The sequence below is a fragment of the Motilibacter peucedani genome (genome assembly GCF_003634695.1).
Taxonomy (GTDB): Bacteria; Actinomycetota; Actinomycetes; order Motilibacterales; family Motilibacteraceae; genus Motilibacter; species Motilibacter peucedani.
In genome coordinates, this window is record NZ_RBWV01000011.1 from 1 (window position 1) to 16034 (window position 16034).

The following is a 16034-nucleotide window of genomic DNA, read 5'->3' on the forward strand; positions in this document are numbered from 1 at the left end:
TCAGCAGCTCCACTCCACGCCGGGAGGTCCTCCCACATCAAGATCAATCAGATCGTGTCGTCACACGACCTCGACCAACGTGCCTGATCAGTACAGCTAGCGACGTTGCCCGGCCTCGCCGGCGGGGAAAGAGGGCTGCATGAGCGAGCACGAGCTGGAGTCGGCGATGGACACGGGCAGCGGCGAGGGCGTGCCGGGCACGGTGCCGCCCGACGGCGAGGAGTCGATGATCGCGGCCGCCGACGAGGTCGTGGCCGCCGTCAGCGACGACGTGCCGCTGCACCGGGGCCAGGTGGCCGGCGCGGACGCCGACGACCCGGACACCCCGGTGTTCAGGGAGCCCTGAGCGCTCAGGCCCGGGCGAGCCAGCCCGCGACCTCGGCCGCCCAGTAGGTCAGCACGACGTCGGCACCGGCGCGCCGGATGCCCGTGACGGTCTCGAGCACGGTGCGGTCGCGGTCGATCCAGCCGCGCTCGGCGGCCGCCTCGACCATGGAGTACTCCCCCGACACCTGGTAGGCCGCGACCGGCACGTCGACGGTGTCGGCGACCGCGCGCAGGATGTCGAGGTAGGCGCTGGCCGGCTTGACCATCACCATGTCGGCGCCCTCCTCGAGGTCGAGGAGCACCTCGCGCAGCGACTCGCGGGCGTTGGCGGGGTCCTGCTGGTAGGTCTTGCGGTCGCCGCGCAGCGAGGAGTCGACGGCCTCGCGGAACGGGCCGTAGAACGCCGACGCGTACTTCGCCGAGTAGGCGAGCACCGAGGTGGAGGTGAAGCCGGCGGAGTCGAGCGCGGAGCGGATGACGCCGACCTGGCCGTCCATCATGCCGCTGGGACCCACCACGTGGGCACCGGCCTCGGCCTGCACGACCGCCATCTCGGCGTAGCGCACCAGCGTCACGTCGTTGTCGACGCTGCCGTCGGCGGCGAGCACGCCGCAGTGGCCGTGGTCGGTGAACTCGTCGAGGCACAGGTCGCTCATGACGACCAGGTCGTCGCCGACCTCCTCGCGCACCGCGCGCAGCGCCTGCTGGAGGATGCCGTCGGGGTCCGTGCCGGCCGAGCCGACGGCGTCCTTGACCAGCGGGATGCCGAACAGCATGATCCCGCCGAGCCCGAGCGAGGCCGCCTCGGCCGCGGCCTTGCGCAGCGAGTCGAGCGAGTGCTGCACGACGCCCGGCATCGAGGCGATGGCCACGGGCTCGGACACGCCCTCGCGCACGAAGGCCGGCAGCACCAGGTGGCGCGCCTCGACCGAGGTCTCCGCCACGAGCCGCCGGACGGCGGGGGTGACCCGCAGCCGGCGGGGGCGTACGGCGGGGAACCCGCGAGTGGGCACGGCGGGGAACCCGCTCACTTGGCGCGCCGGCGGGCCGAGGGCCGCTTCTCCGACGGGCGCAGCACCGGCTCGCCCGCCTCGGCCGCGGCGAGCCGCAGCGAGGTGCCGTAGTCGGCGAGCGCACCGGCCAGGGCCGCCACCGACGGCTCCGGCGCGAGCACGTCGACGCGCAGCCCGTGCTCCTCGGCCGTCTTGGCGGTCGCCGGGCCGATGCACGCCACGACCGTGGTCGTGTGCGGCTTGCCCGCGATGCCGACCAGGTTGCGGACGGTCGAGGACGAGGTGAAGATCACCGCGTCGAAGCCGCCCGACTTGATCGCGTCGCGGATCGGGGCGGCCGGGGGTGCCGCGCGCACGGTGCGGTAGGCCGTGACGTCCTCGACCTGCCAGCCCAGCGCGGTGAGCCCTTCGACGAGGGTCTCGGTGGCGATGTCGGCGCGCGGCAGGAAGACCCGGTCGATCGGGTCGAGCACCGGGTCGTAGGCCGGCCAGTCGGCCAGCAGCCCGGCCGAGGACTGCTCGCCCGAGGGCACCAGGTCGGGCACGATGCCCCACGAGCGCAGGTCGGCGGCGGTCTGCTCGCCCACCGCTGCCACCTTGATGCCCGAGAACGCGCGGGCGTCGAGGCCGTACTCCTCGAACTTCTCGCGGATCGCCTTGACCGCGTTGCGCGAGGTGAACGCGATCCACTCGAAGCGGCCGGTGACCAGGCCCTTGACGGCGCGCTCGACCTGCTGCGGGGTGCGCGGCGGCTCGACCGCGATCGTCGGGACCTCCTCGGGGACGGCGCCGAACGTACGCAGCTGCTCCGAGAGCGTCCCCGCCTGCTCGCGCGTGCGCGGGACGAGCACCCGCCAGCCGAACAGCGGCTTGGTCTCGAACCACGAGAGCTTGTCGCGCTGGTTGACGACCTCGCCGACGACCACGACGACGCGGCCGGTGCAGCCGGACACGACAGGGGCGGCGTCGGCCGCCAGGCGACCGAGCGTCGTGACGACCGTCTGCTGGCTGGTGGTGGTGCCGTTGCAGGTGGCTGCCGCGGGGGTGCTCGCCGGGCGGCCAGCTGCGACGAGCCGCTCGGACACCGACGCGAGCGAGGCTTCGGCGCCCAGCAGCACCAGCGTGGCGCTGCCCGAGGCCAGCGCGTCCCACGAGACGCCCTTGGCGCTGACGTCGACGACGCGCACCTCCGGGGCCTTCGCCGAGGTGAGCGGCACACCGGCGTAGGCGGGCACGGCTGTCGCGCTGGAGACGCCCGGCACGACCTCGAAGGGCACCTTGGCCTTGGCCAGCGCCGCGGCCGCCTCGGCGCCGTGGCCGGCGAGGAACGGGTCGCCGCTGAACAGCCGGGCGACCGCGCGGCCGTCGCGGGCGTGGCGGACCAGGACCCGCGCGAGCTCGGTGTCGGACGAGCCCGCCAGCGAGGTGTCGACGCGCTCGGCGTCGGGGCGCGCGTAGCGGGCGACGACGTCGGCGTGCAGCTCGAGCGAGCCGACGACCACGTCGGCAGCTCGGAGCACCTCGACCGCGCGCACGGTCAGCAGCCCGGGGTCTCCGGGGCCTGCGCCGATGAGGGCGACGGTGCCCACCGGCTTCGCGCCCGCCTTCGGCGCCGCGGCCCGCTTGGTGGTCTTGGCGGTCGAGGGAGCGGACCCGCCGGCGGTCGCCTGCGCGTCGGCGCCCTCGGGCACCGCGACGGCTGCGGCGTCGGCCTCGGCCGAGACGGTCACGACCGGGACGTCGGAGCTGACGGACACGGCGGAGACACCTCCGAGGTCGGCAGAGATCTCCACGGGAGCCTCGTTTCCGGTGTTGTTCTTCGTCGAGACGAGGCGGGTCGTCACGTGACACGCTCCCCAGTTAGGGGCCCGAGGTCGGGCAGGTGGGCGGAAGCGGGGGCGTCCGGGAGCGGCGACGATGACGCACTCGGGTCGAGGGAGGTCGTGGTGCCGGCCGCGGCCAGCGAGGGGGCGAGCTCGGCGGCGCCCGCCTCGAGCAGGTCGGCGGCGAGCCGGGCGCCGAGGGCCCGCGCGTCGGCGGGGCTCGCGCAGGGCCCGGTGACGCTCAGCCGGAGCGCGTCGCCCGAGGACGAGGCGACGACGGCGCGCAGGTAGGCCTCGGCCCGGCCCTCGTCGTCCTCGCCGAGCTCGGCCAGGGCGCCGACGGGCGCGGAGCAGCCCGCCTCGAGCGCGGCCAGCAGCGAGCGCTCGGCCAGCACGGCGAGCCGGGACGCCGGGTCGTCGAGGGCGGCCAGCAGCGCTGCGGTCTCGGCGTCGTCGGTGCGGCACTCGACCGCGAGCGCGCCCTGCCCCGGGGCCGGCAGCAGCTGCAGCGGGTCGAGGGTCTCGGTGACCACGTCGGTGCGCCCGAGCCGGGCCAGGCCGGCGCGGGCGAGGACCACCGCGTCGAGCTCGCCGGAGCTGACGAACCCGAGCCGGGTGTCGACGTTGCCGCGCACGGCGACGACCTCGTGCCCGTGGCCCAGCGCGGCGATCTGAGCGGCCCGCCGGGGCGAACCGGTGCCGATGCGCGAGCCCGGGGGCAGCTCGGCCAGGGTCAGCCCGTCGCGGGCGACGAGCACGTCGCGCGGGTCCTCCCGCAGGGGCACGGCGGCGAGCGCGATGCCGGGCGCCGGCGCGGTGGGGAGGTCCTTGAGCGAGTGGACCGCGAGGTCGACCTCGCCGCGCAGCAGCGCGTCGCGCAGGGCCCCGACGAAGACGCCCGTGCCGCCGATCTGGGCGAGCGCGGCACGGGTCACGTCGCCGTAGGTGGTGATCTCGACGAGCTCGACCTCACGGCCGGTCGCAGCGGTGAGCGCGGCGGCGACGTGGCCCGACTGCGCGGTCGCGAGCGCGCTGCGGCGCGTGCCGAGCAGCAGCGGTGCGCTCATCGCCCCGGCTCCTCGACCGCGGCGCGGGAGACCGCCTCGGCCGGGCCCGGGCCCAGGTCGAACAGCTCGCGCAGGACCTCGGCGTAGGACACCGGCACCGGCTCGGCGGCCAGCTCCTTGACCCGCACGGTCGGCGCGTGCAGCAGCTTGTCGACGACCCGGCGCAGGGCGTGCGACACCTCGTCGAGCGTGCGCCCGTCGGCCTCGGGCAGCCGCCCGGTCAGCCGGTCGAGCTCGGCCTCGACGACCTGGTCGGCACGGGCCCGCAGCGCCACGACGGTGGGCGCGACGCTGGCCGCGAGCTGCCAGGCCAGGAACGCCTGCACCTCCGAGGCGACGATGGCGCGGGCGGCCGAGATGTCGGGGCCGCCGTCCTGGGCGGCCACCAGCTCGCCGATGCGCTCGAGGTCGACGAGGTGGACGCCCGGGATGTCGGCGACCGCGGACTCGACGTCGCGGGGCAGCGCGAGGTCGACCACGGCGTACGCGCCTCCGGCCCGCCGCGCGAGCGCCCGGCCGACCTGCTCGGCGGAGACGACGGTGCCGACGGCACCGGTGCACGAGACCACCAGGTCGGTGGCGGCGAGCTCGTCCTCGAGGGCCTCGAGCGGCGCGTAGCGGCCGCCGACGCTCTCGGCGACGCGCTCGCCGTGGGCGCGGGTGCGGTTGGCGACGACGATGTCGGTGACGCCGGCGCGCTGGAGCGTGGTGGCGGCGAGGGCGCTGAGCGAGCCGGCGCCGACGACGAGGGCCCGGCGCCCGACGAGCCCGTCGAGCACGCCCTCGGCGCTGGCGAGCCCGACGCCGACGACCGACTGCCCCGCGCGGTCGATGCCGGTGTCGGTGCGGGCGCGCTTGCCGACCCGCAGCGCGGTCTGCACGAGCTCGTTGAGGACGCGGCGCACGGTGCCGGCCTCCTGGGCGACGCGCAGGGCCTGCTTGACCTGTCCGAGGATCTGGCCCTCGCCGACGACCATCGAGTCGAGACCGGCGGCCACGGAGAACAGGTGGGAGACCGCCCGCTCCTCGTAGTGGACGTAGAGGTGCGGGGTGAGCTCCTCGATCGACATGCCCATGCGCTCGCTGATGAGCGCGCCCAGCTCGGCGACGCCGCCGTGGAACTTGTCGACGTCGGCGTAGACCTCGAGCCGGTTGCACGTCGCGATCGCCACTGCCTCGGTCACGTGGACGCCGCTGACCGCGGCCGTCAGCAGCGCGGGCACCTCGGACCAGGGCAGCGCCGCGCGCTCGAGCACGGGCACCGGCGCGGTGCGGTGGGAGAGCCCGACGGCGAGCACGCTCACGACGCGTCCCCCGCGGCGGCCAGGCCGAGCTCGGCGGGCAGCCGGCGCGAGTCGTGGAAGGCGAGGATGGCCAGCTCGACCGAGAGGTCGACGCGGCGCACGTCGACGCCGTCGGGCACGCTCAGCGTGGTGGGCGCGAAGCTCAGAATGCTGGCGATGCCGGCGTCGACGAGCCGGTCGCAGACCGACTGCGCGGCGGGGCCAGGAGTGGTGATGACGCCGATGGCGGCCCCGGTGCGGGCGACCACCTGCTCGAGCGCGGCGACGTCCTCGACGACGAGGTCGCCGACCGGCGTCCCCACCACCGCGGGGTCGGTGTCGAGCAGCGCGCTGACCCGGAACCCGCGCGAGCCGAAGCCGGCGTAGCCCGCGAGCGCCGAGCCGAGGTTGCCGGCGCCGACGATCACGACGGCGCGCTCGTGGGTGAGGCCGAGCATGTGGGAGACCCGCTCGGCGAGCGCCTCGACGTCGTAGCCGACCCCGCGGGTGCCGGTCGGGCCGAGGTGCGAGAGGTCGCGGCGGACCACGGCGGACCCCACGCCGGCGAGGCCGGCCAGCTCGTCGGAGCTGACGGTGCGGGTGCCCCGGTCGGACAGGGCGCCGAGCACCCGCAGGTAGACCGGGAGGCGCGCGACGGTCGCGTCGGGTACGCCGGGGAGGAGCAGTCGCTCGGGCACGTCGGCTCCGAAGGCGGCTGCGGGAACGCGCTTCTCAGCGCTGCCCTCGCTCCGGCGTTCGGTCACGGTTTGCGGCTCGCACTCCCTGGTGGGCGGGTTGGCGTGGCAAGGCTACGCAGCCGGACGGGCTACGACCAAGTTTGACAACTGGGCCTCGGGCAACCTTGGGATCCAGCCTACTTCCGGCCGCGCCCGATCGCCTGCTCGAGCCGGGAGGCGTCGACGTGCCAGTAGTCCACGACGACGTCGTCGACGAGCACGACCGGGATCCGCTCCCAGTAGGCGTCGTGGAGCGCCGCGTCGTCGAGGATGCTGCGCTCCTCGTAGCCCTCCCCCAGCCGGCCGGTCACCTCGGCGACGACCTCGCGGGCCGCGTCGCAGAGGTGGCAGCCGGGCTTGCCGACCAGGACGACCCGCGGTGCGCTCACGCTCGCCGAGTCTGCCCCACGCGTGCCGCGGTCGCGTCGGATGGACGCCGGGCCCCTGGTGTGGTTGCGTCAGGGCGTGCGGACGAGCGGGGGGACGGAGGGCGGCGCGGGTGCCGCTCTGCCCGACGACTTCCCGGTGACGGCACCGGCGCTCCCCGGCCGCGTGCTGTTCGACCAGCGCTGGCGCGACCTGGCCTTCCTGCACTGGCCGGTCGACCCGGAGGCCGTGCGCCGGTTCTTCCCGCCGGGCTGCGAGCCCGACGTGCTGGGCGGCACGACGTGGGTGAGCCTGGTGCCGTTCGGCATGTCGGGCGCCGGGCTGGGCGAGGGCCGGCCGGTCCCCTGGCTCGGCTCGTTCCTCGAGACCAACGTGCGGCTCTACTCGGTCGACGCCGCCGGCCGGCACGGCGTCGTCTTCCGCAGCCTCGACGCGAGCCGGCTGCTCGTGGTGCTCGCCGCGCGGGTGGGCCTCGGCCTGCCCTACACCTGGTCGCGGATGCGCGAGCAGGAGGGCGCCGCCGCCCGGGAGTGGCGCTCCTCCCGGCGCTGGCCCGGGCCGCGAGGAGCCCGCACCAGCATCGCCCTCACCGTGGGTCCGCCGGTGGTGCCGACGCCGCTCGACGTCTTCCTCACCTCGCGCTGGGGCGCCCACACGCGGGTCGCCGGCCGTACGCTGTGGGTGCCGAACTCCCACGAGCCCTGGCCGCTGCGCGAGGCGGCGGTGACCGCGCTCGACGACGAGCTCTGCGCCGCCGCAGGGGTGCCGGTCGCCGGCCCGCCGCCGCTGGTGCGCTTCAGCGAGGGCGTGCGCACGGTGTTCGGGCGCCCGCAGCTCCTCCCCACGCCGGCCCTCGCCCGCTGGCGGCCGCGGCGCGTGGCGCTGGGGACGCGGACGTGAGGGCACCACTGCGTACGCGTCGCGACCTCGCCCGCGCCTGGCACGCCGCCACGGCCGCGGTCTGCGCCGTCGCCCTGGCCGTGCAGGTGGGGCTGGTGGTCTCCGGGGCCTCGGTGCTCGTGACCGACGGGCCGGTGCCCGGCACCGGCACGCGGCTGTGGCGCTTCTTCGGCTACTTCACCGTCCAGAGCAACCTGCTCGTGCTGGTGACGGTCGCGTCCCTGGCGCTCGACCCGGCGCGCGACGGGCGGCTCTGGCGGGTCACCCGCCTCGACGCCGTGGTGGGCATCACGGTGACCGGGGTCGTGCACTTCTTCTTCCTGCGCCCGCTGCTGCACCTGCACGGCTGGTCGGCGGTCACCGACAAGCTGCTGCACGTGGTGGTGCCGCTGATGGCGGTCGCGGGCTGGCTCGCCCTGGGGCCGCGCGGGCGGACCGACGGGCGGACGGTCGCCGGCGCGATGGCCTGGCCGCTGGCCTACGTCGTCTACACCGGCGTCTACGGCGCCTCCGCCCACTGGTACCCGTACCCGTTCGCCGACGTCGACCGGCACGGGTACGCGCGGGTGGCCGTCAACGGGCTCGGCGTGCTCGCGCTGCTGCTGGCCCTGTCGCTCGCCGCCCGGGCCCTGGACGGGCAGGCGCTGGACGGGCAAGGGCTGGACGCACCGCGGAGCGGTGGCGCGCAGGGCACCACCGCTCCGGAGGAGGCGTAGAGAGGAGCTCGCGGGCTCGCGCCCGCGGCGTCGCTACTTCTTGTTGCGGCGCTGGACGCGCGTCTTGCGAAGCAGCTTGCGGTGCTTCTTCTTCGCCATGCGCTTGCGACGCTTCTTGATGACCGAACCCACGCGAGCTCCTCAACCAGACCGGACGGATCGACCTGCGCCCCGGCTCGGGTGGAGCAGGCGGGCAGTGATGCCCCGGCCAGCGGCCGGGGACGAGGGCTCAAGCGTACCTGCGCGCGGCACCCCTGCGTACCCGTACCGCGGGCGGGGGCACGGGCGCAGGGTCAGGCGGTGCCCATGAACGAGCCGCGCACGTAGTCGTGCACCGCCTGCTCCGGGACGCGGAAGGAGCGGCCGACGCGCACGGCGGGCAGCTCGCCCGAGTGCACCAGCCGGTAGACCGTCATCTTGGACACGCGCATGATGTCGGCCACCTCGGCGACCGTCATGAACCGCATCTCCCCCAGCGAGGCACCCTGGGGCCTCTCACCGCCGGCCTTGCCTGCCATCGCGCACCGGACTCCCTGCTCCGGGCGGGTGCCGGCTTCCCCTCCGGCACGCACGTCACCCAGACGCCTGGCGCAAGAGTAGGGGCGAACGGGGCGGAAGTGAAAGGCGGGCAGCGCAGATCCACCCGCTCGCCGCCCGCGTCCTCACAGCTGCGGGTCGAGCCCCCGGCTGGGGAAGACCGCGGTGCGGGTGGCGAGCACGGCCTGGTCGACCGGGTCGGCGGGGTCGTAGCCCTCGCTCCACGGGCGGAAGCCCGCGTCGGCGCCGTCGGTCATGCGCTGGGCCGGCGTGCGGCCGAAGCGCGAGCTGACGTAGTGGCGCCAGCCCTCGGGCGTCGGGGTCGCCGGGTCGATCGGGCGGTGCAGCGCGATGCCGAGCAGGTGGGCCCAGGCGCGCGGCACGACGTCGAGCACCTCGTAGCCCCCGCCGCCGGTGGCGAGCCAGCGCCCGCCGGCGTGGCGGTGGGCGAGGTCGTGGAGCATCGCGTAGGACCGGCGCTGCGCGTCGAGCGAGAGCCGCAGGTGCGCGAGCGGGTCCTCGAGGTGGCTGTCGGCGCCGTGCTGGGTCACGAGCACCTGCGGCGCGAAGTCCTCGAGCAGCGGGGGCACCACGGCGTCGAACGCGCGCAGCCACCCGGCGTCGCCCGTGCCCGCGGGCAGCGCCACGTTGACGGCCGAGCCCTCGGCCGCGCCGGTGCCCGACGAGCCGGGGAAGCCCGTGCCGGGGAACAGCGACACCCCGCTCTCGTGCACCGAGACGGTGAGCACGCGCGGGTCGTCGTAGAACGCGGTCTCGACGCCGTCGCCGTGGTGGACGTCGACGTCGACGTAGGCGACGCGGGTGGCCCCCAGCTCGAGCAGCCGGGTGATCGCGATGGCGACGTCGTTGTAGACGCAGAAGCCGGACGCCGAACCGGGCATCGAGTGGTGCATGCCGCCGGCGAGGTTGACCGCGTGGAGGGTGTCGCCGCGCCACAGGCGCTCGGCCGCCTGCACGGTCGCGCCGACGTAGCGGGTGCTGACCGCGTGCATGTCGGCGAAGGCCGGGGTGTCGTCGCTGCCGACGCCGCGGCTGCCGTCGGCGCGCCACGGCGCAGCGCCCGCCTTCTTCACCTCGGCCACGAAGTCGTCGCCGTGCACGAGCGCGAGCAGCCGGTCGTCGGCGGGCGGTGCGGTGGTGGTCGTCACGCCGTCGAGCACGCCGAGCTCGCGCGCCAGCCGCATGGCGAGGTCGAGGCGCACCGGCGACATGGGGTGGCCCGGGCCGAAGTCGTAGTCGAGGAACCCCTCGTCCCACGAGACCTCGGTCGTGGGCGCGCCGCCCGGGTCGTCGCGACCCGGCTGGGGGTCGCGGACCTGGTCAGCACGGTGCGCCGTCGCCGTCACGCAGCCCACCGTACGCGTCGGTGCGGAGCGCGTCACCGGGCGTACGCCCGCTGTTCTCCCGTTCGGAGCAGCGCGGCGGGCCGCTCGGGTGCTCGAGCGCCTAGGGCTGGGCGACGCGGAGCAGCAGCTCGAGCAGGACGCCCGCGGAGAGGACGACACCGAGCAGGCCGAGCAGCACGCCGACCCGGGTGACCGCCCGGTTCGTGGCCTCGCCCGCGGCGATGCGGTTGCTGCTCATCGCCCCGAGCACGAGGGCCGCCGCCCCGCACCAGAGCCCGCCCAGCACGGAGACCGACGTGAGCACCGCCAGCAGCCCGAGGCCGAGGGCGGTGAGGCCGAGCCCGTTGTGGGGCCGGCCGGGCGCCAGCTGTGCCGGTGACGGGGCGTGCATCTGCTGCTCGAGCGCCATCGCTCTGCTCCAGAGGGGGTGTGCCGTGGATGGTGGGACGGCCGTCGGAGTGCCCCGCACACGCCTGGCCGGCGGCACACCATAGCGGGACCGGGAGCGCGTGCGCCCCCGGTCCCGTCACGCCACGCAGAACGGCTGCTACCCAGCGGTGTCAGCCGTTGTCGCCGCCGCCCTGGGGGTCACCGGGCTCGGTGCCCTGCTCGGGGACCGTCGCGGTCGGGTCGCCCGTCGTGTCGGGCGTGCTGTCGGGCGCCGGCACGGCGAGGGCGTCGCGGCCGACGACGACCAGGCTGGGGGCGAAGGCGGCGGCCTGTGCCGCTGCGTACTCCCGCACGTTGCCGGCGAGGTCGGTGACCTCGGCGCTCGGCGTCCACGTGCCCGACTCGGCGCACGCGTTGACCTCGGCCTTGCCGGCCCAGGTGCCCGACTGCGGCGTGCCCGAGGTGCGCGAGAGCTCGACCGTCACGCTCTGCTGGCCCGACGGGCTGGTCCAGGTGACCCGGCCGGAGACCACGCCGGAGAGCGCGTCCCTGGCCGACGCGGTGGCGCGGATGCTCGCGCCGCCACCGGTCACGTCGACCCGGGTCGGCGCGAGGGTCACCGCGGACAGCGTCGGGGCGAGGGCATCGGTGCCCGACACGACCGGGACGGCGCTGGTCCACCGCTTGGCCGCGATCGCCTTCGTGGTGTAGCCGCGCAGGTTGACCGCTGCGTCCATCACGGTGGCCTCGACGCTCCAGCGGGCGGAGCCGACCCAGCGCGGGACGACCACGTCGCCGGTCCACGTACCGGCGCGGGCAGTGCCGCCCGTGCGGCGCAGCAGCGCAGGCAGCGTGCTCTTGCCGCCGGCGCGGGTGATGCTGACGCCGACGAACGAGACGCCCGAGAGGTTGTCGGCCGCCTTGGCGGTGACGTGGACCTTCGCGGCCTTGGCCCGGCTGTCGGCCTTGGCCGGGGACAAGACCAGGGACGAGAGCGCGGGCGGTGCGACGTCGGGCGTCGACACGACGCTGAGCCGGCTCGGCCAGCCCTTCGCCACCACGTCGGCGGTCTGCATGAACTCGACGGCGCCGTGGGCGTCGGTGGCGAACAGCGACTGCACCGTCCACGCGCCGGGCACGACCCAGCGCGAGACGGTCGCCGTGCCGCTGAAGGTGCCGTTCGTGGCGGTGCCGGCGGAGCGGGTGAGGGTGGCCGCTGCGTAGGACTGCTTGCCGCCGGGGCCCTTCGGCGAGGCGAGGACGACCTGCACCGAGCTGACGCCCGCGTCGTCGTCGGTGGCGCCGACGCTGACGGCGACCTTGCGCGGCGCCGTGCGGACGTCCACCCGCCCGGGCGAGAGGGCGAGCGAGGTGATCTCGGGCGGGGTGTAGACCGTGACGTCGCAGGCCGCGCCGGCCTGCGACGACCCGGCTGCCTGTGCGGTGCCAGGGGCGGCCGCGGCGATGCTCAGGACCGCCGAGGTCGTCACGGCCAGCGCGGCCACGGTGGCTCCCGCGGACCTCGCACGGGTGCCGTTGGGCTGGGCGTTCATGCTCCACTCTCCTGTGTCGGTAGGCGTTTCGTCCGTCCGGCGGTGCTCGCCGACTCCTGCCGACCACTCTTGTCGCGGGCCCGGAGCACGACCACCGCACAGGCATGCCGACCGGCAGGGGTGCTGGCACCACCGCGCGACTGCGGCGTCGGCGGCCACGCCCCCACGCCCGACGGGGGTGCTCGCGCCGACCCACCTCCGTGACGACGCTGCTGGGCGCCGCTCCGGAGAGCTAGCCCGCGCGCCGGCGCAAGAGGTCGAAGCCGAGGTACGCGAGGGCGAGCGCCGCGACCGCGCCGACCAGGACCACGTGGCCGGCGTGGACGCCGAGGAAGGACGAGGTCTTCGCGGCGGCAGCGGCGGGCGCCGCCGTCGCGGGCGGCGCGGCTGCACCTGTGGTCACCTCGAAGGCCTCGTGGTCGCTGACGACGTGGCCGTCGGCGGACACGATGCGGTAGTCGACGGTGTAGGTGCCCTTCAGCGGCGTGCTCGGCACGCTGAGCGAGACGCCGATCGTCCGGTCGGTCACCTCCGGCACGCGGGCGTCGATGCGGGTGCCGGAGGGGTCGGTGACCGCGATGGAGGAGCCCAGCGAGCCCACCGCCGCGTCGAAGGTCAGCGACACCTCGGCCGGCACCTCCCCGACCCGGGCACCGGCTGCTGGCGTCATCGAGAGCAGGTGGTCGTGCGCGGACGCGGGCGCGACGACCAGGAGCAACCAGCCGAGAGCAGCCACCACCACGGCACCGGCAGCCGCCAGCGCGCGCGGGACTGCACCGGTCCGTCCGTCGATCCGCACGTGCTCGAGACTAAGGCGGCGTCGCCGGGCTCGCTGCCACCCGTCCGGCCCCGGCCCCGCTCCGAACCCCTCCACGTCGCTCGGTCCGCCTCTCGCGACCGCCGTCTTGTTGCAAACGCTTTGCAGGTGGATAGAGTGTGCTGGAGGCGGTCGACCGCCCCGACCCAGGAGGCGCAGTGCACATCCCCGACGGCTACCTCAGCCCCCAGACCTGCGCGGTCGGGTACGCCGTGGCCGCCCCGGTCTGGTACCTCGCCTCCCAGCGCGTGACCAAGGTGGTCAAGACGCGCAACGTGCCGCTGCTGGCCGTCTTCGCGGCGCTGAGCTTCCTCGTCATGATGTTCAACATCCCGATCCCCGACGGCACGACCGCCCACGCGGTCGGAGGGGTGGTGGTGGCGATCGTGCTCGGGCCCTGGGCTGCGGTCATCGCCGTCTCGGTCGCCCTGCTCTTCCAGGCCCTGCTGTTCGGCGACGGCGGCGTGCTCGCCTACGGCGCCAACGTCGTCAACATGGCGATCCTGCTGCCGTTCGTCGGCTACGCCGTCTACCGGTTGGTCGCCGGCCGCTCTCCGCTCGACTCGACCCGCCGCGTGGTCGCCGCTGCCGCCGGCGGCTACGCCGGCATCAACGCCGCCGCCCTGGCCGCGGCCGTGGAGTTCGGCATCCAGCCCGACCTGTTCCGCACGAGCTCGGGCGCCCCGCTCTACTCGCCCTACCACCTGTCCCAGACCATCCCCGCGATGGCGCTGCCCCACCTGACCTTCGCCGGGGCCGCCGAGGCGATCCTCACCGGCGGCGTCCTGGCCTACCTCGCGCGCGCCGACGTCCGGCGCCTGGTGCCGAGCCACCCGGGTGTCCCGCTGAGCGCGGGCGACGCACCCTCGCCCCGCCGGCACCGGGTGCTGACGCCCGGCCGGGTGACCGCCGCGTTCCTCGCGCTGGCGGTGGTCCTGACCCCGCTCGGGCTGCTCGCCCCAGGCGGTGCCTTCGGCGAGGACAGCCCCGCCGACCTCGACCTCGGCAGGGCCGGGATCGACGCCGTGCCGGCCGGCCTGGAGAAGTACAACGGCTTCTGGTCCCACACGCTGCTCGGCGGCTACGGGTTCTCCGACGGCCAGCACGCGACGCTGGCCTACCTGCTCTCGGCCGTCGTCGGCATCGCCGTCGTCGCACTGCTGGTCTTCGCCGTCGCCAGCGCGGTCGGCACCGTCAGCCGCCGCCGCGGCGGCAGCGGCGACGCCACCGCAGACGTACCCGTCGGGACGTCGGCGTGAGCGCTACCGCTCCGGTCGCGACGCGTACTCCTGACTGGCTCCTGCAGGGCGAGGTGGGGCTCTGCCCGTGCGGCTGCATCGGCCGGCGGCGCAAGGGCTCCTTCGTCGAGAAGACCCTCACCGGCGGCGCCCAGCTGCTGCGCCAGGTGATGTTCAGCGAGGACGTCGCGGCCCGCGGCGGCCTGCTCCAGCGCCTCGACCCGCGCACCAAGCTGGTCTCGCTGTTCGTGCTGCTCGTGGCGGTGGGCCTGGTGCACAACGTCGGGGTGCTGCTCGCCGCCTACGCCGTCACCCTCGTGCTCGCCGCCGCCTCCCGCCTGCCGCTGGGCTTCTTCGTCAAGCGGGTGTGGCTGTTCGTGCCGGTGTTCACCGGCATCGTGGTGCTGCCCGCGACGCTCTCGGTGGTGACCTCCGGGCACGTGGTGGTCGAGCTGTGGAGCTGGCACGGGCACCCGCAGGGCCTCACCAGCCAGGGGCTCACCTCCGCGGCTCTCGTGGTCGCCCGGGTGGCCACCTCGATCTCGCTGGTCGTGCTGCTGACGCTCACCACGCCGTGGGTGCGGCTGCTGGCCGCGCTGCGCGCGGTCGGGGTGCCGCGGATGTTCGTGCTGGTCATCGGCATGGCCTACCGCTACGTCTTCCTGCTGCTCGCGACGGTGACCGACATGTACGAAGCCCGCAAGGCCCGCACGGTCGGCTCCCTCGGCTCGGGCGCCACCGCTCGCAGCTTCCTCGCCTCGTCGGCCGGTGCGCTGTTCGGCAAGTCGCACCACCTCTCCGAGGAGGTGCACCTCGCGATGGTCGCGCGCGGCTACCGCGGCGACGCCAAGACCCTCGAGGCGGCGCGCTTCCGGCCGGCCGACGCGCTGGCTGCCGCCCTCACCGTGGCCCTCGCCGCGGCGACCTACGGGGGAGACCTGCTCGTTGGCCGCTAGCAGCCGGTGGCACCGCCACCGCCACGACGACCACAGCCACCCGACGGGCCCGCACGCCGACCACGTGCACGGCGAGGGCGGTGAGCACCTCCACCTCGAGGTGCCGGCCGGCCTGCACGGGTCGCAGCCGCTGCCTGCTGACGCCCCCGCCGACGCGGTGCTGGTGGGGCGCGGGCTGAGCTTCTCCTACCTCGAGCGCTTCCCCGCGCTCGACGGCGTCGACCTCGACGTGCTGCGCGGCGAGAAGCTGGCGCTGCTCGGCGCCAACGGCTGCGGCAAGTCGACGCTGCTGCGGGTGCTCGACGGCCTGGTGTTCCCGACCGCAGGCACGCTGCACGCCTTCGGGGAGCAGGTCACCGAGGACTCCCTCGAGGACGAGCAGCTCTCCGCGGCCTTCCGCTCGCGGGTGGGCTTCGTCTTCCAGAACTCCGACACGCAGGTCTTCTCGCCCACGGTGCGCGAGGAGGTCGCCTTCGGCTGCCTGCAGATGGGGCTCGACCGCGACGAGACGCTCGCCCGGGTCGCCGACGTGCTCGAGATGCTCGGCATCGCCGAGCTCGCCGACCGCGCGCCGTTCCAGCTCTCGGGCGGGCAGAAGAAGCGCGTCGCCATCGCCTCAGTGCTCGTGATGAACCCCGAGGTGCTGCTCTTCGACGAGCCGACCGCGGCGCTCGACCCGCGCACCCAGCACTGGCTCACCGAGCTGCTGGTCGAGCTCAACGAGGCCGGCAAGACCATCGTCCTCGCGACCCACGACCTCGAGGCGCTCGACGTGCTCGCCGACCGGTGCGTGGTGTTCTCCGAGGACCACCGTGCGGTCTGCGTCGGCACGCCCGACGCCGTCCTCGCCGACCGCGACCTGCTGCTCTCGGTCAACCTCGTGCACGAGCGCAGCGCCCGGCTGCGCGGCTGAGCGCCGCTGC

18 protein-coding genes are annotated in these 16034 nt (G+C 75.2%); 6 read left to right on the forward strand and 12 right to left on the reverse strand.

Going from position 1 to position 16034, the window contains the following annotated elements:
- Positions 1-139 precede the first annotated feature (139 nt).
- The gene (locus CLV35_RS08215; protein WP_121193025.1) at positions 140-346 is read left to right on the forward strand and encodes a hypothetical protein; all 207 of its coding nucleotides are present in this window, start codon (positions 140-142) and stop codon (positions 344-346) included.
- Positions 347-350: 4 nt separating this feature from the next.
- On the opposite strand, the gene hemB is transcribed toward CLV35_RS08215, so the two are convergent.
- From hemB to CLV35_RS08245, 6 genes are all read right to left on the reverse strand, one after another.
- Positions 351-1340: a porphobilinogen synthase gene (gene hemB, locus CLV35_RS08220; protein WP_121193467.1), complete on the reverse strand. Its 990-nt coding sequence runs from the start codon at positions 1338-1340 to the stop codon at positions 351-353.
- Positions 1341-1354: 14 nt separating this feature from the next.
- Positions 1355-3031, reverse strand: coding sequence for a bifunctional uroporphyrinogen-III C-methyltransferase/uroporphyrinogen-III synthase (locus tag CLV35_RS08225; protein ID WP_407938201.1), 1677 nt, complete (start codon positions 3029-3031; stop codon positions 1355-1357).
- Positions 3032-3180: 149 nt separating this feature from the next.
- Positions 3181-4230 carry a hydroxymethylbilane synthase gene (gene hemC / locus CLV35_RS08230; RefSeq protein ID WP_121193026.1) on the reverse strand — a complete coding sequence of 350 codons (1050 nt, stop codon included), beginning with the start codon at positions 4228-4230 and terminating at the stop codon, positions 3181-3183.
- Positions 4227-5534, reverse strand: coding sequence for a glutamyl-tRNA reductase (locus CLV35_RS08235; RefSeq protein WP_121193027.1), 1308 nt, complete (start codon positions 5532-5534; stop codon positions 4227-4229). Before CLV35_RS08235 ends, hemC begins: the two co-directional genes overlap by 4 nt.
- Positions 5531-6211 carry a redox-sensing transcriptional repressor Rex gene (locus CLV35_RS08240; protein WP_121193469.1) on the reverse strand — a complete coding sequence of 227 codons (681 nt, stop codon included), beginning with the start codon at positions 6209-6211 and terminating at the stop codon, positions 5531-5533. Before CLV35_RS08240 ends, CLV35_RS08235 begins: the two co-directional genes overlap by 4 nt.
- 176 nt (positions 6212-6387) lie before the next feature.
- Positions 6388-6639: a glutaredoxin family protein gene (locus CLV35_RS08245; protein WP_231121613.1), complete on the reverse strand. Its 252-nt coding sequence runs from the start codon at positions 6637-6639 to the stop codon at positions 6388-6390.
- A 76-nt stretch (positions 6640-6715) separates the two neighbouring features.
- Here CLV35_RS08245 and CLV35_RS08250 point away from each other — a divergent pair, with 76 nt between their 5' ends.
- Together CLV35_RS08250 and CLV35_RS08255 are read left to right on the forward strand one after the other, a co-directional pair.
- Entirely contained in the window at positions 6716-7537 is an 822-nt protein-coding gene (locus CLV35_RS08250; protein WP_231121614.1) for a YqjF family protein, read from the forward strand.
- Positions 7534-8253, forward strand: a complete 720-nt coding sequence (locus CLV35_RS08255) for a Pr6Pr family membrane protein (RefSeq protein ID WP_231121615.1) — start codon at positions 7534-7536, stop codon at positions 8251-8253. Before CLV35_RS08250 ends, CLV35_RS08255 begins: the two co-directional genes overlap by 4 nt.
- 33 nt (positions 8254-8286) lie before the next feature.
- On the opposite strand, the gene CLV35_RS08260 is transcribed toward CLV35_RS08255, so the two are convergent.
- From CLV35_RS08260 to CLV35_RS08285, 6 genes are all read right to left on the reverse strand, one after another.
- Positions 8287-8385, reverse strand: coding sequence for a 30S ribosomal protein bS22 (locus CLV35_RS08260; protein ID WP_121193030.1), 99 nt, complete (start codon positions 8383-8385; stop codon positions 8287-8289).
- A gap of 161 nt (positions 8386-8546) precedes the next feature.
- Positions 8547-8771, reverse strand: coding sequence for a helix-turn-helix domain-containing protein (locus tag CLV35_RS08265; RefSeq protein WP_121193031.1), 225 nt, complete (start codon positions 8769-8771; stop codon positions 8547-8549).
- A gap of 144 nt (positions 8772-8915) precedes the next feature.
- Positions 8916-10022: an acetoin utilization protein AcuC gene (locus CLV35_RS08270; protein ID WP_121193470.1), complete on the reverse strand. Its 1107-nt coding sequence runs from the start codon at positions 10020-10022 to the stop codon at positions 8916-8918.
- A 235-nt stretch (positions 10023-10257) separates the two neighbouring features.
- Positions 10258-10566, reverse strand: a complete 309-nt coding sequence (locus tag CLV35_RS08275; RefSeq protein ID WP_121193032.1) for a hypothetical protein — start codon at positions 10564-10566, stop codon at positions 10258-10260.
- Between the two features lie 151 nt (positions 10567-10717).
- Entirely contained in the window at positions 10718-12100 is a 1383-nt protein-coding gene (locus CLV35_RS08280) for a hypothetical protein (RefSeq protein WP_121193033.1), read from the reverse strand.
- Positions 12101-12332: 232 nt separating this feature from the next.
- A complete protein-coding gene (locus CLV35_RS08285; protein WP_121193034.1) occupies positions 12333-12899 on the reverse strand; it encodes a copper resistance CopC family protein in 567 nt (188 codons plus the stop codon).
- A gap of 176 nt (positions 12900-13075) precedes the next feature.
- Here CLV35_RS08285 and cbiM point away from each other — a divergent pair, with 176 nt between their 5' ends.
- The 3 genes from cbiM to CLV35_RS08300 are packed head-to-tail and all read left to right on the forward strand — an operon-like array spanning position 13076 to position 16024.
- On the forward strand, positions 13076-14176 hold the full coding sequence (gene cbiM, locus CLV35_RS08290; RefSeq protein ID WP_121193035.1) for a cobalt transporter CbiM: 1101 nt from the start codon (positions 13076-13078) through the stop codon (positions 14174-14176).
- A complete protein-coding gene (gene cbiQ, locus CLV35_RS08295; protein ID WP_121193036.1) occupies positions 14173-15111 on the forward strand; it encodes a cobalt ECF transporter T component CbiQ in 939 nt (312 codons plus the stop codon). Before cbiM ends, cbiQ begins: the two co-directional genes overlap by 4 nt.
- The gene (locus CLV35_RS08300) at positions 15101-16024 is read left to right on the forward strand and encodes an energy-coupling factor ABC transporter ATP-binding protein (protein WP_231121618.1); all 924 of its coding nucleotides are present in this window, start codon (positions 15101-15103) and stop codon (positions 16022-16024) included. Before cbiQ ends, CLV35_RS08300 begins: the two co-directional genes overlap by 11 nt.
- The last annotated feature ends 10 nt before the right edge of the window (positions 16025-16034 follow it).